The organism is Luteolibacter flavescens (genome assembly GCF_025950085.1).
Lineage (GTDB): Bacteria > Verrucomicrobiota > Verrucomicrobiia > Verrucomicrobiales > Akkermansiaceae > Haloferula > Haloferula flavescens.
Genome location: NZ_JAPDDS010000001.1, coordinates 558,365 through 582,072 on the forward strand (window position 1 = coordinate 558,365; position 23,708 = coordinate 582,072).

Here is a 23,708-nt window from a genome sequence, read left to right on the forward strand (position 1 = left end):
TCCGTCAGGGCCGCACCAGGCGATCCGGAGCTTCCTCACGCACCTTCATGCGCTGGAAGAGGCTCAGCAGCGGACCGGTCATGGCGGTGGTCACAAGCGCCATGATCACCAGCATCGCGAAGATGCGCGGCGAAAGGATGCCGAGATCGTAGCCGATATTCAGCGCGATGAGTTCCATCAGGCCGCGGGTATTCATCAGCGCGCCGAGCTGCAGCGAGTCCCTCCAGCTCATGCCGGTGAAGCGCGCGGTGAATGCCGTGCCGCCCAGCTTGCCCGCAGTGGCCACGGCGATGATGGCGAGGCAGATCATCCAGCCGCTGAAGTCATTCAGCAGGCCGATCTGCGTGCGGAGGCCGGTGAAGGCGAAGAAGAGCGGCAGCAGGAGCACCGTGCTGAAATTCTCCACGCGCACCGCCAGCTTGTGCCGGAAGCCCGCCACGTCCGGCATGATGGCACCGGCGAGGAAGGCCCCGAAGAGCGCGTGAATGCCCACCACTTCCGTGCAGAGCGCGGCCACGAGCACCGAGCAGATAACGATGGCCAGCGTGCGCTTCGACGGATCAGGTCGCTCCAGTTCCTCGCGGCCAAAGATGCGCGGCAGCATCGGGCGCAGGCCCCAGATCATCGCGACGATGAAGACGAGAACCAGTGCCAGATTCAGCGCCGATCCCGCCACGCTGGTGGATCCGGCGATGGCCACGACGAAGGCCAGCGCGCTCCACGCCGTCACGTCATCCACCGCGGCGCAGGTCACCGCCGTATTCCCCAGGAAGGTCTGGGACATGCCGCGCTCCTGCAGGATGCGTGCGAGCACCGGGAAGGCTGTGATGCTCATGGAGATGCCCATGAAGAGGGCGAACGCCGTGAAATTCGTGCCCGGCTGCGCCAAGCTACTATACACGAAGTAGGCAAGCCCCACGCCGAGGAAATATGGAGCCACGATGCTGGCGTGGCTCACCACCACCGCCGTGTGTGCCTTGTTCCGCACCTGCTTCACATCCAGCTCCATGCCCACACAGAACATGAAAAGACAGACGCCGATCTGGCTGAGCAGCTTCAGCGTGCCGAGCGAGGACGTCGGGAAGACGAACTGGAACATCTCTGGCGAAAGCCAGCCGAGCAGCGAGGGTCCGAGCAGGATGCCCGCCATCATCTCGCCCACCACGGCAGGCTGGCCCATCTTCGTGAAAAGCCCTCCCGCCACGCGCGACGCGGCGATGATCACGAGGAGCTGGATGAAGAGATGGCTCAGCGGGTGACTCAGGTTCGTGGTCAGCGAGGCGAGCATCGCGCCAAAGGCCGATGTGGGAGCAGCGGTCGCGACAGGAACTGCTGCGGCAGCAGTCGCAGCGCGCGCGTGCTCCAGCGCGAGGGATGACTCCGTATGAATCGGAGCGGGCAGCCCTGCACCCAGCTTGATGATGCCGAGGATGCCTCCACCGACCACGATTAGGACGGTGAGGTAGAAGATGATGTTGCGATTCATGGATGGAAAAGTGGGGCTTCGCTCGGAAGAGGTTCTGCGGAGTCATCCCCCCGCTGCGCAAAGCCACAGGGGAAGGCAGGAAGTCGTGGAAACGTGAAAGGGCAGCTTATCATGAGCTTGATCCTCCTCGGGATTTCCGGACGCCCTGCCTTCTCTCCGGGACTCTGCGGTGAGCGGCACGGGATGGCTTTCGCTTGTTTAGACCTTTGCTTCGACCTTCGCGGGGGTCGGGATGAGATCGTCCTCGTCGGGCGTAAACCAGGTGTAGAAGCCCTCGGTCAGCTCCAGCTTCAGCCAGTCGAAGAGCATGCCGCCGAGGCGGAACATGTCCTTCCGCTCCAGGGTGAAGCCGCTGAGCATGCAGCGCTGTTCCTTGTTCGTCCGGCCTAGCAAGCCGTGCTTGCGGCGGCGCTTGGCCATCGCGGCGAAGCGGCGGTTGTAGCAGCTCATCAGCGCGGAGAAGACCCGCCCGCTCGGAGGTGAGAAGGGCGGCATGGTCAGCGCCATCTCGCCGTCCGTGAAGGGTGGCACGACCACCCCCCAGTAGTAGAGACTGAGATCCAGGCGGAAAGCCAGGCTCATCAGGTCATACTCGGCCATGTAGTGATACTTGTCCTTGTAGACCGAGTTGAACCACCGGCGGTGGCAGGTCGCGAAGTCGCGGTTGTGCCGGTCCACCAGCGGTCCCGCCGCTTCGCCCTTCCGGATGCGCGTGATGAGATGCGCGGCACTGGTGGTGCTGAAGGAAATCCAGTCCATGCCCGGGCTGTAGAAGGGGTCCATGAAGGCCGCGGCATCCCCCACCAGCACGAAGCCGTCACCGGCAAAGGTGGTGCTGTAGTAGGCTAGATTCCGCCGCCAGTGGATGTCCTCTTCGTCGTAGGTCGCGTCCGCGATGAGTTCGCGCGCCACCGGATGCTCCATTAGGAATTCCTTCAGGCGATCCGCCACCTTGCCGCCCTCCTTCCACTCCACGATGCGCTGGTCGAAGACGACGCCGACGCTGGTATCCCCGCCCTTTAGCGGAATCCACCAGCTCCACCAACCGTCGCCGATGATGTGGTTCGTGGCGGTGCCGCGCACGCTGTGGCACTGCTTCACCCACTCCGGATACTTCTCCGCCAGTTCGCGGCCGTCCCAATCCTTCAGGCCCCGCCAGCGGGACCATGCGGCGGCGGTGGGGTGCTCGTCATTCCGCACCCACCAACCGTTCTTCCGCGCCAGCAGCGCGGCCACGCCGGAGGCATCCACCACCCAGCGTGCCTTCATGGTCTTCACCTCTCCCGCGTGCTTCAGCTCCACCACCTGCTGACCACCGGCGTGCAGCTCCACATTCCGGATCACCGCGGGACGCAGGATCTGAGCCCCGGCTTCTCCCGCGCGTCGCAGCACCTCCTCGTCAAAGGTCTGCCGATCGAGCTGGTACGAGGGAAGGCGTACTTGATACTTCGCGCCCAACTCGCTGGCCTGCGAGATATTCTCCACCTCATCGTTCTTGAACCAGAAGCGCAGACCCTGTTTGCAGATGTGGTGCTCATTCAGGTAGCGCGTCAGCCCCAGCACGCGGCCCATGAAGTACGCGCTCACCTCCACGGTGGCCTCGCCGACACGGCGGCCCAGGCGCTCGGTGCGCTCGATGATCAGCACGCGGATGCCCGGATTGTGCCGCAGCAGGAGCGTGGCGGTGGCCGCGCCGGAGAGCGCGCCGCCGAGCACGATCACGTCGTAGTCGTCTCGCAAGTCGGTGTTTTCCATCGTCATCAAGAAATCAAGAAACCAGGGTCGGGGTCTTCGCGTCCGTCTTCTCCGGAGCCTTTGCCAACGGCACGGCGAGCGGGTCGGAGAAGTCGATCTTCTTCACGATCGTCTTGCGCCGGTGAATCGTGCACACGGCGTAGAAGGCCCAGACGTGCAGGCGCAGGCGCCAGCCCATGCGGGTATTGCCCGCCACGAGATTGTTCACCGCCCACTCCATCCCCTTAGGCGGATGCTCGTCCATGAAGACCTCGAAGGAGTCGTTGTCGTAGAACATCCGGATCATGTTCAGGAAGACCTCGCACATCTCCCCCACCCGCTTCGTGTAGCGTTTCTGCGCGCGGGGCGTCAGTGCCGTGCCCTTCGCATCCGCCGCCACGATCTCCTTCGCCGCGGCATGGCCGGAGCGGATGGCCAGCATGACACCGGAGGAGAAGATCGGATCAATGAAGCCCGCTGCGTCGCCGATGAGCAACCAGCGTGGCCCGGCATTTTGCAGGTGCCGGTAGGTATAGTCGCCGGCGAAGTTGTATTCGTTTACCCGCTCCGCGCCAGCCATGCGCTTCTGAAGCTCGGTGGAGGTGGCCACCACGTGCTCGAAGCACTCGCCGGGACTCATGCCCGTCGCCTTGAAGTGCTCCAAGGTCTGCACCAGGCCGATGGATGTCTTCTCCGCGTCCAGCGGGATCATCCAGAACCAACCGAAGTCCAGGCGAACGATGGTGATGTGGCCGTGATACGGCGCATCATTCCGCTTCACGCCTCGGAAGTGGGCGAAGGTGGCGAATTTTTTCGGCAGGCCCAGATCCGTCTTCGGCAGGTTCATCTTCCTGCCGAGGAAGGCGTCGCGCCCGCTGGCATCCAGCACCCAGCGGGCGGAGACCTCGTGGACCACGCCGTCTTTCTCACAGGTCACCGTGACGCCATCGTCCGTGACCTTCGCGTCCTTCACCTTCGTCTCCTGCCAGACCTCGCACCCGAGCGACGCGGAGTTTTCCAGCAGCAGGTTGTCGAACTTCGCGCGCTCCACTTGGAAGGTCTGCGCGTAGCGGTCCTGGAGGTAGCGCCCGAAGATGATGTTGATGCCCGCTCTCGAACTTCCGAGCACGAACTCCGCACCCAGCTTCTCCATGAAGCCATGCGCGACCATCTTGTCCCACGCGCCGATCTCGCGCAGCACGTCATTCCCATACGGGATGAGCGACTCGCCCACGTGGAAGCGCGGGAAGCGCTCGCGCTCCAGGATCAGGACTTTCTTCCCCGCCTGCGCAAGTACGCTACCTGCCGTACTTCCGCCCGGGCCGCCGCCGATGATGATCGCGTCGTAGCTCATGGCGTGGCCATCCCCGGGCCGGGACGGAGTGATGTCTCAAGACGATGATGCACGATAATTTCGTGCAAACATGCGGTCGCCATCGTCGAGGCATTTCATAATGGAATTGCATTTTGCAATTTCCAAAAAAGTCTCCATTACTCACGTCGAACTAGAAACGCACATCACACTGATCTGCGCCGCGAACTCACTCGCCAGGCCAGAAAAGAAACCCAAGGCACCACGAATCCGAGCATCACCAACCAGTGCGGGATGAACACACGCCATGCGTGCCGAGGCTCACCAAGCATCCCGGACTTTAGAGCATCATGGAAGGTCGGTAGCGCGTCCTTCGCATAGTCTGGCAAACGATTTGAGTCATCACCCTCCCCTCCGCGCATCAGTAAAGGTGGAGGCATCGGCGAAACCGTCATCTCGGTTAACAACGTGAACTCATCCCGCCTCATATCGTAGCCGATCGGAATCCCCCGCGTGGAAAACCCTATCCGTTCGAACAACAGACCGCCGCCGATATTACCGGCGTGGTAGTCGTCTTTCAGAACGACAGTCGAAGCGAACCGCAACGAATCACTCCATATCCAAACCAGCGAGACCACCACAAACAGCCCGAGCCAAAAGCTTCTCCATCGATAATATGGGCGTCGGTCCGTCACGAGAAACCAACCTCGCAAATGGCGGGCGGGAAAAGGAAGACATTTGGCTAATCGATGCCAAGCCGCCTCTCGACTTTTCCCATCGCTGAAACCCTGCCTTGAGACAAAAAATTTAGCGGTGCTGCTTCACCGCAAAGCTGCGGACGTTTACAGATCAAAGGAACCTGACTCACCTGTCGAAGTCAGGAAGTTCCGCAAGATGAGAGCGCGTGCTGTGGACCATACACGCTCCACCTCATCGCCTTTATAAACGACGAGACCTGCCCGCCTGATAGGGCGGGCAGGATCACTCGGAGAGGTTCAACCTACGCTCGGCGGGTGGTCAGCATGGAGACCAACCAGACAATCAAGAAAAGAACGAAACACACCTTCGCGATCGTAGCGGCAGCGCCTGCAAGGGCACCGAAGCCGAGGACTGCTGCGATGATGGCGACGACGAGGAATACAAGTGACCAGTGGAGCATAATTTTGTGGGGTTTATTCTACCCGCAATCTCAATTGCATCACGGATGCCAACGAGTTTCAGCCTCGCTTCACAGCATGGCGGAAGGCGCGCAAGCCCTAGTGAAATCAAGGATCACGCGGTATCCCGGCATTCTTCAGTCGGCCAAAATGCGGCTCGATTTTCCATCGGGCGAAATGCAAAACGCCGAAATCGTCGCGCACTCTGCACGTTGGCATGCGGCAACAGTTGAATCGCCTTCGTTAACGATCCTGGACTGGTGCGAGAGACACGAGTTCGCGTGTCGATGGATGACGTTTGCACCTTGCCCATTCACCGATGCACTCCGCCTTCCAGAGGATGGATCGCGAGCCTGAAGACATTGGGAGAACGGGGAATTGAGGAGCAGGGAACATCGGCATGGTGACTGCGAGAAGCTCGAAGCAACCACCGACCAACTCTTCCGATGAAAGCGATCCATCTCACTTTGACTTCGGCAATCTCTTCCATCGCCATCCTCACGCAGATGGCATCAGCCGACGATTTCACGATGAAGGACGGAAAGCTCATGGCCATCGAGGACGGCGAGTCTATCGAGGTCATGCAAGGCGTCACATTGCAGGACGGCACCGAGATCACCCGCGGGGGCGACGTCACCTCAGCCGACGGACGCACTTGGAAACTCCAGGAAGGAGACAAGCTCATGGAGGACGGAACCTTCCGAGCGCGCATCTTCATGAATGGCGTCCTGAAGGAGAACGGGAACGTCCTGATTGTTCGCGCAGGGGAAAAGCTGGAACTCTCCAAGGAAACCACACTGACCGACGGGACCCGAGTCATGACCGACGGGAGCGTCATTCCGAAGGATGGCGAGAAGTGGAGCCTGAAGGACAATGACGCGATCCTCATCGACGGCCGCCCCCTTCTGGAAGGCTCGGTGATCATCAAGGATAGCAAGCCCCACCTCGTGAAGGAATGCATGGGCGAACCTCTGGACGAGAAAACCAAACTCGGAGACACGGAGATCCATCCGGATCTAACAGTGGACTTCAAAGGCGATGGCGATGAGACAGCGCTCAAGGAAGGTGATATCGTCAAGCCGGACGGCACGATTCTCCGCGCTGACAGGACCAAGAAATGATCACCGGTATGCGCAACCTGCGATCAGTTCTTTCGCGACGCGCGATCCTTCGCGATAATGCCTTCGATCATGCCAATGTCGGGGCGCGTCGTATGAGAACCCGAGCGCATCCATGCTCGGCCGAATGCGCGCACCCACCGGTAGTCGGCGCGGGTCACGATGCCCACCAATTCGCCTGCCGCAGTGACAACGGGTCCACCGCTGTCACCAGCGACCACCGGAGCGGACAGCTTGAGATCGGAGTGTCGGTTTCCATCACCTGTCGGGCCGCGGCTGATGATCTGTCCTTGGCTCGGCTTCCACTCACCGCCGCCGAAGCCGAAGGTGAAAATGCCGGCACCGTTTGCAAGGGAGCGATCCTTCGCCCACTTCACGCCGGGAGTATCGACATCGGCATGGAGGATCGCGAGGTCCGCAGCCTTTTCGGTCCACACCACCCGGTAGGATCGAACCACCGGCTTTCCGGACTTGTCCATGCAGAAGAGTCCTCCGTGACCTTTCAGGGGAACGTGGGCGGCAGTAAGGAAATAGCCGTCGCCGAGAGCGACCGCGGATCCGTAACCATCCGACCCGGGCATCGCAAAGCGGACGTCATCACCGGCACCCGGGGTGCTCACCATCATGGGCATGCCGCCGTCGGAGAGGATCGCGCTGTGCCGGTGGAAGAACTGCTTCACCGGACGCCCGTCGATGCGGTCATGCACGGTCCTCGCGGATGCCTCGGACTTCCGTTTCATCGAGTCCCGCGAGACCCAGGATGAGACGGGCTCGTCCTTGCGGACTTCGATGGAGGTGCATGCGGCGCACACTATGAGTAGTGCGCAGGCGAGGATACAACGGATGAGACGGTGGAACTCGTTCACGATCGGATAATCCGGATGCCGCAGGAGACCTTCCTCCCCGGAAGCCGGTCGCTTGATGCCGTATCCGGCGAAAAAGCGCAAACCGAAAGCCGCCCTAACATTCTAACACTTTGGAGGTTCCCGCTATCGTCGGATTGCACAAGGCAATCATGGGCTCGCCCTCCATCACTCCGGCCCGCTTGTCGCGTCGAATCAAGCCGGACTCACCTCTTGAAAATGAAGGTGCCCACGGTCCCTCCCCGAACCGCGGGCACCGTGCGTTTCCGCACTTGGCTGAAACATTCCCCACAATGGAGGAAAAGCAAATGGGAGCGGGGTGCGGGATCTACGAATACCGCGGCTCGGTCGCTTGCTTCACAGCTTCATCGATCAGCGCCACATCGAGGCTCTCCATGAAGCTCTCGCCCGAATAGTCGAGCATCACGGTCGTGAACTTCGCGAGATCATGCAGCGCCCGCTCACCCAGCTCGGCGAGCTGCGAAAATTCCCCTCTCAACGGATAACCCTGATCCGCACGCAGCATTGCGAGAGCGAGCACACCAGGCTGGAGCTTGTTCTTCACCTCATGGGCGACAGCACCGGCCAAATGACGGAGATTCCGAGAGGTTCTCTCGGATCGGGCCGCGTGATAGCGCGAGAGATCGAGCAATGCGGATCTGATCTCGGTGGCGAGTGCTGTCATGGTCGACGGCCATGGAGCGGAGCGGCCGCGGATCTCCGCCTCGCGACCGACATTTCCAGGCACCGAGAGATCGCGGGCACATGGCAGAAGGCTCACCTTTTCATCGCGAAATCCAACCAGCCATTCGCCCCTGCCCAAGGGGATCGCAGCCACCCCGGCCGCCCGTGGCAAGCAGCCAGCGAGTGATGAGAAGAGGTCTGCAGCACCGTCCGTGATGCGGGTTTCACGAGAAGCCATTTCCTTCAGCTCATCATGAAAGCTGGAAAGCATCGCGCGGTCCGGAACCGAGCCGACCGAGTGGATCGCTTCGACTGACAACAAGGCGACTCCATCAGCCTCCAAAATGCGGAGGAAGCCTTCCAACGATTTGCCCAGATCCTCCAGAAACCCGGCGTCGGAAGTGATGTCCGCGACGACGGATGAAGCTGCCGCACGAGCAACCGCCATGTCCTGCAACTCCGCGGCACGCTCTCGCAACGCCATCTGGTCCGAGAAGACCCGCACACCCAGGCTCGCGGCCAATCGCTGCTCATGGGTGAGATATTTCCGCCGCCGATGCTGGCAAACCACGAGCCCCCACAGCCGATCACTCACCACGAGCGGCAGCGTCAGACCGGACGTTACTTCCAGCGCAGCCAGGTGGCGCACCTGCGCGACAGGCAGGCTACGGAGCACCGCCCGCGATAGATCCGGCAGCGCCCCCGCATGCGGACATGCCGAGGGGATGAGCGGGACCGGCGAAGCTGCGGCGTCGAAGTAGTAACGTGGTCTTCCCGCCAGGAACTCCTCCCGACTGTCCGACGCCATGCCAGCAGCTTGAATGCGCAATCCCAGCAACGACGCCATGCCTACCCCATGCTCGTCGGCGACAATCTCGCCGCTGCCGTCTTCGCCAATCCTCTGCACCATCACGCGGTCAAAGCCGATGAAGCCCCGAACTTCCCGGGCAAGGGCACGCGCCGCATCCACCGGGAGCACATGTCCGGACACGGCAGCAAGCGAGCGCCGCACAAAACGCAAGCTGGAGTCGGGACCCGGCGAGGGAGAGCTCCCATCCGGGAGCACCGGGTCCCGCTCCAATTCCACAACCGCGCACCCGCCGGACAAGCGATGGATGATGCCTTCGAAGGCCACGCCTTCCCTTCCGTCGCCCGTCAGCATGGTTGCACGGAAACTCTCCGGATCACGGTCGGACGATTCCCGCAAGGCCGCCTCCACCACGCTTCGCGAGCGTGGATCGACCAACTCAGGAAGCGTCTTACCGAGGAGCTCTGCGGGACGCCTTCCGATAAGCCGGGAGCAGTTCGCGCTCGCCTGCGTGATCAGGAAATCAGTCCCATGCAGCACGAAAAGCAGCCCGTGCGGCTGGATGCCTGCGGCTTCCAGCGCGATGATATTGCGCGCATCCGCCTCCTCCATCATCCCTGTCGGGTTGGTGTTCCGATGGTGCCGGTTGACTGCCAAGCAATGGGGCGAAGGCCTCCCTCCCCTGTTACGGAGATTCTACTACTAGGTTTCACGTAGTATGCAGGAGGGAGGATGCGTTCAGGGGTCATGATCCGGGGGCGGGTCCATCTGCCGGGAAGGGCGTGCAAGGCACGAGGCAATGGAACCGGAGAGCGTATTCCCAACTCGCCGGAACCGGCAACAAGAGCCTTCCGAAGGGGGCCTTCGGTTTTTCCGATGGCACTTTCCCGGATGTCAAAATCGGGTTGCAAGCGCATCATCCGTTGTTAGATCGTGCGGCACCCCGGAGCGGGATCTCCCATGAATTTCAACCACCTGCACTACTTCCACGTGGTTGCCCAAGAGGGCACGCTGGCACGCGCGGCCAAGCGACTGAACATCACCCAGCCCACGCTGAGCGGCCAACTGAAGCAACTCGAGGAGCACTTCGGCCACAAGCTCTTCGACAGGGCCAGCGGTGCCCTGCGGCTGAACGCGAACGGCCGCAAGGCCTTCGAAGTGACGCAGGAAATGTTCCGCCTATCCTCCCGTCTCGACGACATTTTCCCCGGTCGCGATGCCGAGCCACGGGTGCGACTGGAAGTGGGCATTGCCACCACGGTTGGACGCTCGTTTGCCGTGGAGCGCTTTATCACGCTCTTCAAAAGCCAGCGCATCCTGACCCGGGTCAGGCAGGGCGACCACGAGTATCTCTTCCACGAGTTGCTGGCGACCGGCCTCGACCTTCTCATTACCGACAGCCTGCCGCACCGGAGAAAGGAGCGCGGCACCGACTGCCGGAAGCTGAGCTCACCCGAATTCGTCGTCGCAGGCGGACGGAAATTCGTCTCCAGCCTGAAGGAGCCGACCATCGAGGGACTGCATGGCCAGCCTTTCATCCACTACACCTCGCACAGCGCCTACCGCTTTGAGATCGATCAATACCTCAGGCAGAAACGGGTGGAACCTCGCGTGGTTGCGGAGGCAGACGACGTCTATGTCATCCGGGACGCCATCGCCGCGAATATCGGAGCGGGAGTGCTGCCGCGCGGAGTGATCGAGGAGTCGAAGAACAGCAGGCAATTCCAGGTGCTCGCCACCTTAGAGCGGAAATTCGAGATCTATGCGCTCTTCAGCAAGCGGGATCCTTCCGAGGAAGTGCTGACCGCCCTGGAGATCCTGGCCGGGGCCGGAGGCTCGGGGCCTTGTTGAGGTCCCTAGCATATTCATGGAGCTTGATGGTCGGACAGTCCGCTAAGGCTTTGGCGTACTGAAGAAGTGGCGTTTTCCACGAACGACAGGGGCGAGGGGCTTCTCCTATGCTGGGGCGCATCCTCCCGACCCCCTTCTCGCTCGCTCCCCTCTCCCCAGGTCGCCATGCAGAGAGCCCATCGCTCCCAGATCGCCATCCCGCTCCCCCGCCCGGAGCGGGCACGGCTCATCGCGGAGGTCAAATCGGACCTGCCACAATCGAGCAATTCCGAGATCGCAGCGGCGCTGCGCCTCGCATCCGCCTTGCTCGGGCCTGCTGTTGATCGTCCCCGGCTGTTGGCGGTCACAAGAAGTCTCCTCGCCCCTTTCTAGAACCTAGAACCGCAGCAAAAGACCTGAAAAGGTCACCCGGCTCCCGCCTCTCCGGGAACCGGACCACCCTCCCCCAACAACCCAGAAACGCGGGTGCTCTCCCTGAGGGCACCCGCCGTTTTTTGCAGGTATCGCACGGGTAGGGTCACCTTGTCAGCCAGTCGGTTGGCCAGAGATGTAGGCCGTTCACGGTTCACATGGTCGGAGCCTCGTCGCAGAGGCCCAGCAATCGCCGGTCAGCCAGATACACGACGGCAATCATGGAAATATTTTCATTTCCATGACTCAATCGAGGTCTGTTTGAAACTGGTGAAATCTCCTTACGACAGGAGAGCTGAATCCACCTACAAGGGACGAACCCAGTCCCGGACAAGATCTCGGAGAACGACCACAGTGAGATTCCATCCACACCCGGTCTCTGCCTGATATGACGGAGGATCAGGAAATCCACGCGCGTTCCCTCGTGCGCCGCCATCCAATCCGGCATCTAACACCTGCCCGGAGTCTACAGGATCATGCATCATGCATTAACCTAACATCATCCTTGCCATCGGCTAAAACGAGCCGATATGAGCCTGACCATGAGCAACAAGAAGAACGCCACCAGCTCCCTCCGGGGAAAGCGCTACACTCTGCAAGAGAAAGCGGATGTGCTGGAGTTCGTCGATCGCTACAACGCCGAACACGGCCGCGGCGGGCAGACCGCAGCCACGAAGAAGTTCCAATTGTCCCCACTCAGCATTTCCTCGTGGAGGAAGCAGGCCATCAGCCGTGGCACTCTTCCCTACCACTCACCGTCCGCCAATCTTCCCGTCGGGCGCATGATCTCTCAATTGCAGGAACTTCACGAAAGGATCATCGAGCAGGAGCAGGTCATTCAACGGCTGAAGGCGAAGTTCGATGCGTTGAAGGCTTCGCTCTAACGCCATCGTGCGATTCGCGACGAACCTCTGATGCTGCGCCTTGGCAGGGAGCCATCAGACCGCCGGGAATTGTCATTGATTTCCAGACGATTGAAAGCTCGCCCCCAGTATCTAACGGGCTTTCATTTCGGATGGCACGATGTCTGCATCCCTAGGATTTATGAGGATCCGGAACGACATCATCACGCGGATCGAATTCGTTGGAGGCCCTGAAGATGGCAGGATTTTGGAACTCGACGAATTGCCTGTGCCTCTTGCCACTGGCGAGGATCGGGAAGGAAGCAGGGTCCCGATGCTACTGGCCTTGGACAATCAGAACCGACGCGCTGACGAGGGCGAGTTCGTGGTCATCATCCTCGGCCATTATGTATCCCACCGAAGTGAAGGGAACTGCGCGAAATTCGACTGGTTTCCCCTGCGCTGAAAATCAAGCTGGAAGAGCGCCGGTCTCGACCACCTCGGGAATGGCCGGGAATTCCAAGACAAAGGCGGCACCTTCGCTGACCGTTTCTGCAGTGATGGTCCCTCCGTGAGCCTCCATGATGCGCCTCGCGTAGGCGAGTCCCAACCCGTTGCCCGGAAGATGCAATGCATTCTCCCCGCGCGCACCGGATTCGAAAATTGCCTCCAGAGCTTCCGCGGGCACGCCGACGCCCCGGTCCGAGATCCTAACCGCAATGCGGCCATCAGGCTTCAACTCGCCCGCAATGGAAATGAAGGGCACACCGATACCGGCATACTTGATGGCATTCTCCATCAGATTGATGAAAAGTTGGACCAGCATCGTGTAGCTCCCGCGCACCTCAGGCAGGGCACCCACCTCGATTCGTGCCTGCCGGTCGGCCACCAGCGGAGCGAGATTCAGCTTTGCCGACTTCACCACGTCGTCCAAGATCACAGCCTTCATCTCGCCGGTCTTGTTCCGCAGCAAAGCATCCGCGTGAAGTTCGCGGATGAGCGCCTCCATCTGGCGCAGCGATTGAACTGCTTGGCCCAACTGGCCGGCCAGGACCGGATTGCCGCTCCTTTCCGCCGACTCCCGAGCCAGTTCGGTGGTGAAAAGCGCGCTATTCAGCGGATTACGGAGGTCATGGGTCACCATCCCGGTGAAAGCTTCGAGGTCCCTGTTGCTGCGCTCCAGGGCAGATTCCGCCAGGCGGGTTTTCTGGAGCTGCTCTTCGAGATTGGCATTCGCCCGCTGTAATCCGGGGAGCTGGATGGCCTGCGGAGCGATCCGAAGCAGGGCGATGACCGTAGACCAGGAAGCCACGGCTGTAACCACCTTCATCAAGGCCGAGAAACGATAGATCGGGTGGTAGAAGATGATCGCCTCAATCACGTGCGTGCTGCCGCAACTGAAAATGAAAGCGGCGAACAGCCAGAAAAGCCTCGGGAAGACCAATTCACCCCGCTTCAGAAGCCAATAGCCTGCGAGCGCGACGGGGATGACTGAGTAGGCCGCCGCTATCGCCAGATCGGCAATGATGTGGAACCACCCGTGTACGGGCGACCAATGCCCGCAATTCCAGCGGGCAGGAAAATCGGACGTATCGAAAAGTTGGCCGAGGCTCGCCAATGCCAAATCCATGCAAAACGCCTATCAGGTTTGCATGCCATCACAAGGTTTAGCAGGGCCATCCGGGCGGAATTACCTGCCTTGTGGCACTACTCCACCCCTTTTTAAATCACGCCGACCAAAACCCAAATCGAGCTACGATCCATGCTCTATATCAACGATCTACATCAAATCACCTCTCCGTCCAAAGCCCTCCAATGCAAAGCGAAGCGGTGAATACGCTGATTCTCGCTTCATTCTACATCGAATTTCAGAACCGTTGAAACCAGCTCTCTGCCATTTCGATCCAGAGTTATGATATGCACATCATCGACGAGGCTGCTGCGGCGGGAGATCCACGCGTCCTCCGATCGGGGCCGATTCACCTCCGGCAGGCTCTCCGGTAGCCAGCGCTTGGGCACCCGGATCTGCAGCACGATCCGACACGGGGCGAGAGTAAGAAGAACAGGCGGCGAGGCTTGAGATTCCCAATACCACACCCAAGTTTCTGAAACCGGTAATCGCTTTCATGACGACTGGAGAAGCATTCCTTGTTCCCCGATTCCCGATCTCGACCGAGCATTCACCATCAGTCGCTAATGACGACACCCAGCGAAGCAGGAACGCGCACGGGATTGCATTCGTCCATCTTTCAACGTGCATTCGGTTGCATGTAATACCGGTCAGCTAATCTCAATACCGCAATCTCCGCTGACGTTGCCGATTGCGACGAGGTCCTTGCATTTTGCCGACTTCGCAAAGACAGCTTTAGTGAGAGTGCTAGCAGTGAAAGCAGATCTGCCTGTTAGAGAAGTGGCATATGAATTGCGAAAGCGCGTTCGCCATGTCTGCCGCACTCAGCACCCTCTACTTCGGGAAGCTTCGCATGCTCTACTGCAGCGAACTTCAATTGATCAGCTTTCTTCCCGAACTTGCTGCCAATGCGCGAAAGAAGACGCTGCGGGCGGCATTCCAGCAGGAGCTCCAGCTTTCGCGCCACCGTCGGGATGTCTTGGAGTTCATTGCTGCTTCTCATGGCATCTGCTCCGCCGGCGATGACTGCAGTTCGATGCGCCGGCTGATCGCCGAAAGCCGGAAAGCTCTGCGCGAGGCCTCGTGGAATTTCCCGGGCGACGAAGACCTGCGCTCCATCAGTGGCGGCCTGCATCGTCACCAGATCTTGAACTACGGTGTTGGCCGTAGTTTGGCGAACCGCGTGCGCATGAGCGATGACGTGGAGAAGCTCGACGGACTGCTTGATATCCTGCTCGACGGCCATCCGGAAACCTGTGCGATGCCCGTCTCCGCAAGCATGCTCGTGCGAGCCTAGGCCTGCCTGATGGCGGACTCAACTGGCGCGGCTCTTTTTGAAATAGCTATCCAGCACGGTTCGCAAGTCGTCGGGGGCCACGGGTTTGACGAGATGCTCGTCAAACCCCGCATCTGACGAACGGCGGCGGTCATCACGACTCCCCCACCCGCTCAGCGCGACCACCACCGCCTGCGGCAGCATCGCGCGGATCCGCTTGCATGCCTCGAAGCCATCGATCTTCGGCATTCCGAGGTCGAGGACCACCAGATCCGGCTGGAAGGATTTCGCGCGCGCCACGGCATCCTCGCCGTCGTACGCCACCTCGACCTCGAAGCCCTCCATGTGGAAAAACATTCCCATGATGTCCGCAGCGGCGCGGGAGTCATCCGCGATCACGACCCGCAGCGCTGAGGAGGCGCTTGCCTGTGCCGGAGAGAGCGAGTCAGACACCGAAGCTGGCTCACCCGGCAATAGGACGGGCAGGCGCAGCGTGAACTCGCTTCCGAGCCCTTCGCCATCGCTCAGGACCGAGACCGAGCCCCCGTGCATCTCCGCGAGGGACCGAACCAGCGTCAGCCCGATGCCCAGGCCATCCGATGACCCGCTGGTACCCTGATCGAACAATTCGAAGATCGATTGCTGGAACTCCGCGGGAATCCCTTTCCCATTGTCCTTCACGGAAATCTTCAGGTGCCCGTCCGCCTCCGGTAAAACCGAAAGCCGGATCTGCCCCCCCGCCTGCGTGTATTTGGAAGCATTCGAAAGCAGGTTGGAAAGCATCTGCGCCAAACGGTGCGGGTCGGCATCGACCATCAAGCCGACCGAGCCGACATCCACGGTCAGATCCTGCCCGTGCCGCTGGATCAGCGGATTAACCGCTTCCATTGCCCGCTCCAGCACTTCGGAAAACGGCACCGCCGACTTCCTCAGTTCGATCTTGCCAGTGGTGATGCGCGAGATGTCCACGAGGTCGTCGATCAGACGCGCCATCTGATCGACTTGCCGTTTCATCATGGCGGCCACGCCTGCGACCTTCTCCGGGTCATCCGGCGAGCGCAGGATGATGTCCACGCCGGGCAAGATCGGGGCGAGCGGGTTGCGCAGTTCGTGAGCGAGTGTGGCGAGGAAGGCGTCCTTCCGCTTGCCAGCTTCTCGAAGCGACTCCGCTTGGCGGCGCTCGGTGAGATCACGCGTGATCTTCGCGTATCCGCGGAGCTCGCCGCTGTGATCGTGGAGTGCGGTGATCAGCACGTGCCCCCAGAAGCGGGTGCCGTCCTTTCGCATCCGCCAGCCCTCCTGCTCCGCACGTCCCTCCCTCAGTGCCTGCGCCAGCAGCTTCTGCGGCACTCCTCCTTCGAGCGCCTGAGTGGGATAGAAGACCGAGAAATGCCGGCCCACGATTTCTTCCTGATCGTAGCCCTTGATGCGTCGCGCGCCGATATTCCAGCTCATGACGTGGCCTTCCGGGTCCAGCATGAAGATCGCGTAGTCGCTTACGCCCTCCACCAGCAGGCGAAATCGCTCCTCGCTCTGGCGAAGCGCCTCCATCGTCAACCGGCGCTGGGTGAGGTCCCGCGTGATCTGGAGAAAGCCCTGAATATCGCCCTCCGGTGAATGAAGCGCGGTGATGGTGACGTGTCCCCAGAAGCGCTCGCCCCCTTTTCTCAGCCGCCATCCCTCGCCAGTGAATGATCCGTCCTTCACCGCTGAGTCCAGGATACCAGCCGGCAGGCCATTCGCTCGCTCGACTTCCGAGAAGAAGCACTCGCTCGGCATCCCGATCACCTCGCCCGCGGAATATCCCATGATGCGCTCGGCTCCTACATTCCAATCCAAGACCACGCCGGAAGGATCCATCGTGAAAATCGCGTAGCCCTCGACCACCGCCACGATCTCATCGAAAGCGAGAAGTCTGCTCTGCAGCCACGAAGGCCCTGCATCGGGGGAAAGGGGAAGGTCGGAAGGCACGGTCATACTCGGTTCATCGGGGAGAGGTAACCTCAGGCCGTCCACTTGAGCCGAGGGGATGGAAATTTCTAGCAAACAAAGTGCCTGCGGGAAATTTCTGGAGCGGGACGGCACCCCTCATTCATGGGTCGCAATTTGCGTCCCGGCAAACCAGAGGGCCGTGCATGGTGCACAGGCCCCGTTGCCCCTCATATGCGGACTGACGTGTCCACCATCTCGATCTTCGGGTCGTAGGGATTGAAGCCCTCCCTCGCCGCACCGAAAGTCTCAAGCAAGATGTCCACGTCCCGCATCTCGGCGAGCCGGAAGTATTCCCAGCGTTCCTCGGGATGAACGGTCCAAGCGCAGAGAACGAAGGCACGGGTCTTCCGGAAATTTCCAAAGAGATGAGGCTCCGCGATCACCTCGACCTTCCGGTAAATGAAGCGGATGCGACGACGTTGATTGATCGAGCGCCGGATTTCGTCGAGCGAAGCGTGGGAGAGTACGGACATGAGGAAACGCGGGTGGGTTTGATCGGCCACGATTTCACCGGGCCAGAATCTCCCACGCATAATCCGGGCCGCTCCCATTCTCAACCGACTCACCCTATGCCAACCCACCCTCCGCCGCCTACGTCATCCGCATAGCCCTCCTCAACCGGTACTGCCCGCCTTTTCAAAGACGGCCGAGGGCCCGAGGGGCACGATGCCCGATGGATTCAGATCGCGATGGGTCCCGTAATAGTGACGCTTGATGTGGTCGAAACTTACCGTCGCGGCAATTCCGGGCTGAAGGTAGATGTCGCGCATGAACCGCAGCAACGGCGGCCAGTCAATAATGCGGCGAAGGTTGCATTTGAAGTGCCCGTGATACACGGAGTCAAAGCGGATCAATGTGCAGAAGAGCCGCAGGTCACTCTCCACCATGTGCTCGCCGAGGAGAAACGTGGAGCGCTCCAGGCGGACCGCCATTTCATCAAGGGCGAGGAATAGATCACGAACTGCTTTCTCGTAGGCTGCCTGATCGGTAGCGAAGCCTGCGCGATACACGCCGTTGTTCACTTTCTCGTAGAGGTAGTCGCTGAGAGCCGCTTGCTCTTCCGCCAGATGCAGCGGGAACAAATCCCGCGCCTCCGCTCCGGCAAAGCATTCCTGAAACATCCGGCAGATATCGTCCTCCGAGTTGTTCACGATGCGCCTGACCTTCTTGTCCCACAGGACCGGCACGGTGTAGCGCCCATGAAAATCGGGATCGCTGGCGTGATAAGCTTCACTGAGAAATTCGAAGCCCTCCGCTTCATCGGGGTGATGTCCATTCCCCTCCCGGAATGCCCAACCGCGTTCATCACGCATCGGATCGGCCACGCTCACTCCGATCATTTCTTGCAGGCCGAGAAGTGATCGCACGATCAGCGTCCGATGAGCCCACGGGCATGCGAGCGAGATGTACAAGTGATAGCGTCCCGCCTCAACGGGCGGTCCACCATCCCTGCCTACCCATCCACGGAAGGCGTCTTCCTGTCTCTCGAATCGCCCCTCCTGCATCTCGTCTGGAAAATCAGCCATTGAGACCGGATAGCATCGCTTTGCCGTCCACGCATCCTTCTTCGTGGTTGCACGCTGCATCGGCGGGACGCTCGCCTTGCACGTCATGAGAGCAGGCATGGGACGACAAGGCCTTGAATTAACAGGGGTTTCAGCATCGGAACGATTCGAGCGGAGAGTTCCTTCATGAAATACCGCACGCCCTCGCCATACATCGTCTCCGCCATCGCGGCGGCAGCAATGATTACGCTCCCCCCCGCAATGATGGGCCAGGAGCCCGCAAACCCGGGATCAACCCCACTCAAGGATCGCTCAGAGAAGGTCTCACCACGATCGCAGCCGGTCGAGGACAAGTCCCGTCGGGCCAGCACCGAATCCACCCCGCTCGAAGACGAGAAGCGCGAAGCCGGCGACCGGACACAACCGGCCGGCAAAGATGCGAAGCCAATCAGGGATGACGATTTCAAGGCGAACCGCCGGTCCACCCCGGAGCGCGACACGAACGAAAAGGCCAGCCCAGATGCCGAGAAGACTACCGATCGCTCCCCTCAGAAAGCTTCACCGGATGCCCGGAAGACGACCGACCGCACCAGCGACAAGGCAGATCCTTATTCTGCGAAGGTGCGCGACAGCGATGCCAAGAAGGCCAACTCCGAATCACGCGTTACCTCCCCGGATCAACGGCGACGTACTGCGCCCAACGAGAATCTACCCGCCCCCGAAATCGGCACCGCCGAGTCGGATGTGATGAAGGCCCGGGATGAACTCGCAGTCGCCCACGATCAGCGGAAACTCGACATCAAGGGACGTGCCGACGCCGGAAAGATGGTGCAGGAGATCCTGGGCAAGCACAGCAACCTTTCTCGCGCCGAAATGAATCGGTCGAATCAAAGCGCTGCACGTCGCCAAGCCCGAGGTGATCGTCGGATCGCAGCCGACTTTCTCCGCCAACGCTTGAAAGGCGAGGCGGACTTGCGGCAGATGCCACCGTTCTTCCGCAACGCGGCCACAGACGAAGATGAAAAGGAAATCGGCAGACCGGCGGTTCCGGAACCCTACTTCGTTCATGAGGGACGCCGCCATGCCTTCTATCCGTCCCGTGAGGATATCCCCGCGGTCCTCCTTGCCAGCGGGGCCCTGGGTCGGGTGACTGTCACCTCGGCAGGTGAACTTCAGTCGCCCGTGTTCGCCGCGCACATCCCGGCCGAGTACAGCCAGCGCGACGTATGGGTCGTGTCCTATCCCGTGGCGACGGACTCCACGATCACGAGTCATGATATTCTCTTCCGCGAAGGCTCCACCGAATTCGCGGACGGGCATGCCTACGACATGGTCCTGGCCCTGACAGACGCGATGCTTGATCCTGGCTTCGCCCAGACTCGCTTCGTGATCGAGGGCCACGCGTCTGCGGAGGGAACCACCTCTGACAACCAGTTACTGTCGCAACTTCGTGCCGAGGCTATCGTCCGGGAATTGGTCCGTGGCGGCGTGTCGGCCGATCGTCTCATCCCGGTAGGATACGGCGAAAGCGAGTCGCATCATCCGGCCGACGCACCGGAGAAACTGCTTTCGCAGGATCGGCGGGTTGTCATCTCGCGGATCGACGGGCCGATGGATTGATGGTAGTGTTCCTGCCTAATCACATGAGCGAGGTCATTGATCAGACAGGGCGCGGGCGTTTCGAACTTGAGGAAGAAGGAGCGCTCGCCTTTGCCGCTTACCGTCGCGAGGGAAACCTGCTCATCATCCCCCATGTCGAGGCGGATCCTGCGCTTCGCGGTCGAGGCACAGCGGGCCGGCTCATGGCAGGCATGCTGGAGATCATCCGTGCACGTGGGGAGAAAGTCCGCCCCATCTGCGGCTACGCGGTCGCATGGATCGGGCGGCATCCCGAGTATCGCGACTTGGTGGAGTAAGTCCATTCGCGCCCGGTCAAGATTGGGCCTGTTAGATCGTCCGAAATGCCGCGGGACATGGTTCGGATGAGGATTGGCGAAGTGCATCGTGCCTGTGGCCAATTGCGCCGGGCGTCATTCAAAGGCGCGCCAACACACCCCATAACACTCTCTTCATCAAAAGATTTCATACCTCATCACACAAGGCACGTGAACGGCTTGAATAGAAACCAATCACCGGGATGAACCCGATCCCGCGAACTTCAACCCCAACCCGCCATGATTATGAACAGCGACTACACGATTGCCCGGAAGCGCGAGTACGAGCGTCGCTTCGGACCCTACAATGACAACGATTTCCGCACCCCGGAGCAATGTCCGGAAGACCGGCGTGAACTCGTTGCCGAGATCAAGGTAAGCGCGGCGGCGGTCCCCCTCTCGGATCACCTCCTCGACTACGCTCATGGCGAGTATCCGATGCCGCTGTCTGAACAGCTTGAGCCGCTCTTTCTAAAGATCCTCGCTTGGGATCGCTACCTGCCCCGTCACAACCAAGCGATGGTAATCCAATGAATGGACAGCGCCGGACGAATCTCAAGGCCCGGGTTTTCCATGGCCGGATGCGATCGCTCGCATCGCCCGGGCCTTGATCTCCCGACCCGCTGCCCGGGCCTGCACTTGGGTGAACTCCGCGCCGAAGAGGAGGATGGCTGACGAGTAATAGAGCCAGCTTAAGACGACGATTAGCGATCCGGCGGACCCGTAGCTGGAGGCCATCGCTTCACGGCCGAGATACCATCCGATCAGCGACTTCCCCACGGCGAAAAGTCCGGATGTAAAGATCGCACCGGTCCACACGTCGCGCCATCGGATCACGACGTCAGGCAGGACCTTGAAAATCGCCGCGAAAAGCAGGGCAATCAGAGCGAAGGAAATCACTCCTCCCACCGCCGCCCAGATAGGAGCAGGGACATTGGCGATCTGACCCACCTTTGACCCCACTGCATGTAGCATGGTGGATACCACCATGGACACCAGCAGCAGGAAGCCGGTCCCCAGCACCATTGAGAAAGAGAGGAAGCGGCTTTTCACGAAATTCCTCACTCCGTGGCCCTTGCGGGGTGGCACGTTCCACATCGCATTCAGCGCCGACTGGAGTTGCCCGAAAAGCCCGGCGGCACCGAAGAGCAGGACAACGAGTCCGACCAGCGACATGACCACCCCCTGCTGAGGATCGCGCGCATGTGCCACCATGTCTTCCAGCACCGCCGCACCGCTGTGACCGAGATCGCGGCGGATCTCATCATACAGCATTCCGCTGACGGCATCATCCCCGAAGACCAGTCCCGCGATCGACAGCACGATCAGCAACAGCGGCGCGAGCGCGAATGCGGAATAGTAGGCAAGCGCCGCACTCAGACGAAGGCCCTCGTCCTCGATGAATCCCTCCGCCGTTTCCTTCAGCAGCGCGAAAATGCTGGCGCTTTCGGGTAGTGGTTCTTTCTCCATGGATATGACCGGAAGTGAAATTGATGGGAGAGGGCTGTGTGCGGTCGCGTGGAATTCACGCGATGATCACTTAATCTATCGCTACGGAAGCCAAGCTGCCGCCTGCTTTCGCGATCCCTCGCGTCGTTCGTCCCGCCTTGCAAGCAACGTGCCGCTCAGCCGTCTCGCGACCTCTTGCAGGGGTGGTGCAAATTGCCGCTTAGTGTGGCGCATCGTGCCTGCTTGTTTGCCGGATTGCGGGGGTGAATCCCCATTCCCAAGTGCGTCGAGTCCTTGATATCGCAAGGATTCAAGCGACTCGGAAGATTGGCCCGTGCCTTGCAAAAACATCTCGTGATATGAGAACTCAAAAATTTCCACAGACCCAGAATCCGGAGCACCTTGAGTCACACGCCGAGCGGAACGGCAGCCAAAATGGCAGCCATGACGTCTCCACCCGCCACGCTCACTGGGATGATCTTCACTCAAGCAGCAACGGAACCACCCGCCACTTCCTGACGAACCTGCGTCACGAGATCTCTCGTCGCCCGTGGACGGATATTGCTGTGGCTGCTGCGGCCGGTTTCGCTGCCGGATGGCTCCTCTCGGGGCGTCATCGTTCCCATGCTGTCCGTGACCTCTTCCTCGGCTCGCTTCTGCCAGCAGCCTCCAAGAAGGTTCATCACGCCTATGATGCGATCCGGGACAACGGTTCGCTCCGTGAGATCGGCCACCAATTCGACAAACTCAAGTCCCGCTGGTAAAACCCTATGCAACTCCACGATCTCAAGTCCTCGCAGGTGCTCGCGGCCGCGCAGGATACCATCAATGAGCAGGCGCGGCGCATCGCCGGCCAGATCTCCCGGAATCCCGCGGTGGGCATTGCCGCCTGTTTCGGAATTGGATTCATCGCCGGAAAGCTTCCGCTCTTCCGCTTCATCACGGGAAGCGTGCGCATGGCGCTTCCACTCGCGCCTCCACTACTCGCAGCGGTGGGGGCTGTGCGGGTATGGAATTTGGTGTCTCCTCGTAATTCCGCTCTTTCAGGTTACCCCGCGAGGGAAGAAGGAGAGGCACTCAATCAACTGCTGGCGATGGAGCTCGCCAGCCTCGAGAGCTACACTCGCACCGCACCGCGTTTCGACGGCGAGGACCGTAGGGTCATCGAGCACCTGAAGGCAGTTCACGAAGATTCGGTCCGCCATCTGAAGAACGCAGTACAGGACGCAGGAGTTTTCCCTCTGCTCGGAAACAGCCCATGGGAAAGCCTCGTGGATCAGCTCGCGCATGTCTCGGGAGGCCGACTCGTGGATTCCACGCTTTTTTCGCTGATGCTCGCAGCAGAGGAATCATCGATCCGGCATTTCGAGTCGGCATTGCTAGAGTCGTCTCTCAGTCAGGATCACCAGACCCTGATTCGGAGACACCTGCTCCCTCGGGCCCACGAGAATGTGAACAGCTTGCTGCGCCTGCGCTCTCAACAAGCCCAGCAGCCGCAGCATGCGACGGCCTGATCGGTCGTCTCGCACGATAGTACCCCATTCTCATGATCGTTCATCGCACCTAATTGGCGCGATGAACGATGTTTTTTGCATGTGAAAGGCACGAACTTTCGCGAGCAAATGATAGCCCCCATCTTACGGCCGAGCATTTTGC

Annotated in this window: 22 protein-coding genes; 10 read left to right on the plus strand and 12 right to left on the minus strand. The window is 60.5% G+C overall.

Annotation, left to right across the window (positions count from 1 at the left end):
* Positions 1 to 4: 4 nt before the first annotated feature.
* The 5 genes from OKA04_RS02360 to OKA04_RS02380 form a co-directional block, all read right to left on the minus strand.
* The gene (locus OKA04_RS02360) at positions 5 to 1,486 is read right to left on the minus strand and encodes a cation:proton antiporter (RefSeq protein WP_264499512.1); all 1,482 of its coding nucleotides are present in this window, start codon (positions 1,484 to 1,486) and stop codon (positions 5 to 7) included.
* 198 nt (positions 1,487 to 1,684) lie between these two features.
* Positions 1,685 to 3,241 carry an NAD(P)/FAD-dependent oxidoreductase gene (locus OKA04_RS02365; protein ID WP_264499513.1) on the minus strand — a complete coding sequence of 519 codons (1,557 nt, stop codon included), beginning with the start codon at positions 3,239 to 3,241 and terminating at the stop codon, positions 1,685 to 1,687.
* Between the two features lie 13 nt (positions 3,242 to 3,254).
* Positions 3,255 to 4,574 carry an NAD(P)/FAD-dependent oxidoreductase gene (locus OKA04_RS02370; protein WP_264499514.1) on the minus strand — a complete coding sequence of 440 codons (1,320 nt, stop codon included), beginning with the start codon at positions 4,572 to 4,574 and terminating at the stop codon, positions 3,255 to 3,257.
* A gap of 164 nt (positions 4,575 to 4,738) precedes the next feature.
* A complete protein-coding gene (locus OKA04_RS02375) occupies positions 4,739 to 5,227 on the minus strand; it encodes a hypothetical protein (protein WP_264499515.1) in 489 nt (162 codons plus the stop codon).
* A 305-nt stretch (positions 5,228 to 5,532) separates the two neighbouring features.
* Positions 5,533 to 5,691, minus strand: coding sequence for a DUF1328 domain-containing protein (locus OKA04_RS02380; RefSeq protein WP_264499516.1), 159 nt, complete (start codon positions 5,689 to 5,691; stop codon positions 5,533 to 5,535).
* 444 nt (positions 5,692 to 6,135) lie between these two features.
* On the opposite strand from OKA04_RS02380, the gene OKA04_RS02385 reads away from it, so the two are divergent.
* Positions 6,136 to 6,810, plus strand: a complete 675-nt coding sequence (locus OKA04_RS02385; protein ID WP_264499517.1) for a DUF6799 domain-containing protein — start codon at positions 6,136 to 6,138, stop codon at positions 6,808 to 6,810.
* Positions 6,811 to 6,833: 23 nt separating this feature from the next.
* Here OKA04_RS02385 and OKA04_RS02390 read toward each other — a convergent pair whose 3' ends face one another.
* Entirely contained in the window at positions 6,834 to 7,673 is an 840-nt protein-coding gene (locus OKA04_RS02390) for a S1 family peptidase (protein ID WP_264499518.1), read from the minus strand.
* 325 nt (positions 7,674 to 7,998) lie between these two features.
* Positions 7,999 to 9,777, minus strand: coding sequence for a GAF domain-containing protein (locus tag OKA04_RS02395; RefSeq protein WP_264499519.1), 1,779 nt, complete (start codon positions 9,775 to 9,777; stop codon positions 7,999 to 8,001).
* 345 nt (positions 9,778 to 10,122) lie between these two features.
* Between OKA04_RS02395 and OKA04_RS02400 the strand changes: the two genes are divergently transcribed.
* The 3 genes from OKA04_RS02400 (at position 10,123) to OKA04_RS02410 (ending at position 12,732) form a co-directional block, all read left to right on the plus strand.
* Positions 10,123 to 11,013 (plus strand): LysR family transcriptional regulator, encoded by an 891-nt coding sequence (locus OKA04_RS02400; protein ID WP_264499520.1) that lies wholly within the window; start codon positions 10,123 to 10,125, stop codon positions 11,011 to 11,013.
* Between the two features lie 941 nt (positions 11,014 to 11,954).
* Positions 11,955 to 12,308: a hypothetical protein gene (locus OKA04_RS02405; protein ID WP_264499521.1), complete on the plus strand. Its 354-nt coding sequence runs from the start codon at positions 11,955 to 11,957 to the stop codon at positions 12,306 to 12,308.
* Positions 12,309 to 12,447: 139 nt separating this feature from the next.
* Positions 12,448 to 12,732, plus strand: a complete 285-nt coding sequence (locus tag OKA04_RS02410; RefSeq protein ID WP_264499522.1) for a hypothetical protein — start codon at positions 12,448 to 12,450, stop codon at positions 12,730 to 12,732.
* Positions 12,733 to 12,735: 3 nt separating this feature from the next.
* On the opposite strand, the gene OKA04_RS02415 is transcribed toward OKA04_RS02410, so the two are convergent.
* Entirely contained in the window at positions 12,736 to 13,896 is a 1,161-nt protein-coding gene (locus OKA04_RS02415) for a sensor histidine kinase (RefSeq protein WP_264499523.1), read from the minus strand.
* 811 nt (positions 13,897 to 14,707) lie between these two features.
* Between OKA04_RS02415 and OKA04_RS02420 the strand changes: the two genes are divergently transcribed.
* Positions 14,708 to 15,193, plus strand: a complete 486-nt coding sequence (locus OKA04_RS02420) for a DUF892 family protein (RefSeq protein ID WP_264499524.1) — start codon at positions 14,708 to 14,710, stop codon at positions 15,191 to 15,193.
* Between the two features lie 18 nt (positions 15,194 to 15,211).
* Here the strand turns inward: OKA04_RS02420 and OKA04_RS02425 are convergent, their stop codons facing one another.
* From OKA04_RS02425 to OKA04_RS02435, 3 genes are all read right to left on the minus strand, one after another.
* Positions 15,212 to 17,149 (minus strand): PAS domain-containing hybrid sensor histidine kinase/response regulator, encoded by a 1,938-nt coding sequence (locus OKA04_RS02425; protein ID WP_264499525.1) that lies wholly within the window; start codon positions 17,147 to 17,149, stop codon positions 15,212 to 15,214.
* 182 nt (positions 17,150 to 17,331) lie between these two features.
* Positions 17,332 to 17,637 carry a WYL domain-containing protein gene (locus OKA04_RS02430; protein WP_264499526.1) on the minus strand — a complete coding sequence of 102 codons (306 nt, stop codon included), beginning with the start codon at positions 17,635 to 17,637 and terminating at the stop codon, positions 17,332 to 17,334.
* Between the two features lie 141 nt (positions 17,638 to 17,778).
* Complete coding sequence (locus OKA04_RS02435) at positions 17,779 to 18,750, minus strand: glutathione S-transferase family protein (protein ID WP_264499527.1); 972 nt, start codon at positions 18,748 to 18,750, stop codon at positions 17,779 to 17,781.
* A 105-nt stretch (positions 18,751 to 18,855) separates the two neighbouring features.
* Between OKA04_RS02435 and OKA04_RS02440 the strand changes: the two genes are divergently transcribed.
* From OKA04_RS02440 to OKA04_RS02450, 3 genes are all read left to right on the plus strand, one after another.
* Positions 18,856 to 20,289 carry an OmpA family protein gene (locus OKA04_RS02440; RefSeq protein ID WP_264499528.1) on the plus strand — a complete coding sequence of 478 codons (1,434 nt, stop codon included), beginning with the start codon at positions 18,856 to 18,858 and terminating at the stop codon, positions 20,287 to 20,289.
* A gap of 23 nt (positions 20,290 to 20,312) precedes the next feature.
* Positions 20,313 to 20,585, plus strand: a complete 273-nt coding sequence (locus tag OKA04_RS02445; RefSeq protein ID WP_264499529.1) for a GNAT family N-acetyltransferase — start codon at positions 20,313 to 20,315, stop codon at positions 20,583 to 20,585.
* 264 nt (positions 20,586 to 20,849) lie between these two features.
* A complete protein-coding gene (locus tag OKA04_RS02450) occupies positions 20,850 to 21,137 on the plus strand; it encodes a hypothetical protein (RefSeq protein WP_264499530.1) in 288 nt (95 codons plus the stop codon).
* Positions 21,138 to 21,158: 21 nt separating this feature from the next.
* On the opposite strand, the gene OKA04_RS02455 is transcribed toward OKA04_RS02450, so the two are convergent.
* Positions 21,159 to 22,073 carry a YihY/virulence factor BrkB family protein gene (locus OKA04_RS02455; RefSeq protein ID WP_264499531.1) on the minus strand — a complete coding sequence of 305 codons (915 nt, stop codon included), beginning with the start codon at positions 22,071 to 22,073 and terminating at the stop codon, positions 21,159 to 21,161.
* Between the two features lie 338 nt (positions 22,074 to 22,411).
* Between OKA04_RS02455 and OKA04_RS02460 the strand changes: the two genes are divergently transcribed.
* Both OKA04_RS02460 and OKA04_RS02465 read left to right on the plus strand, forming a co-directional pair.
* The gene (locus OKA04_RS02460) at positions 22,412 to 22,816 is read left to right on the plus strand and encodes a hypothetical protein (RefSeq protein ID WP_264499532.1); all 405 of its coding nucleotides are present in this window, start codon (positions 22,412 to 22,414) and stop codon (positions 22,814 to 22,816) included.
* Positions 22,817 to 22,852: 36 nt separating this feature from the next.
* On the plus strand, positions 22,853 to 23,566 hold the full coding sequence (locus tag OKA04_RS02465; RefSeq protein WP_264499533.1) for a hypothetical protein: 714 nt from the start codon (positions 22,853 to 22,855) through the stop codon (positions 23,564 to 23,566).
* Positions 23,567 to 23,708 lie beyond the last annotated feature (142 nt).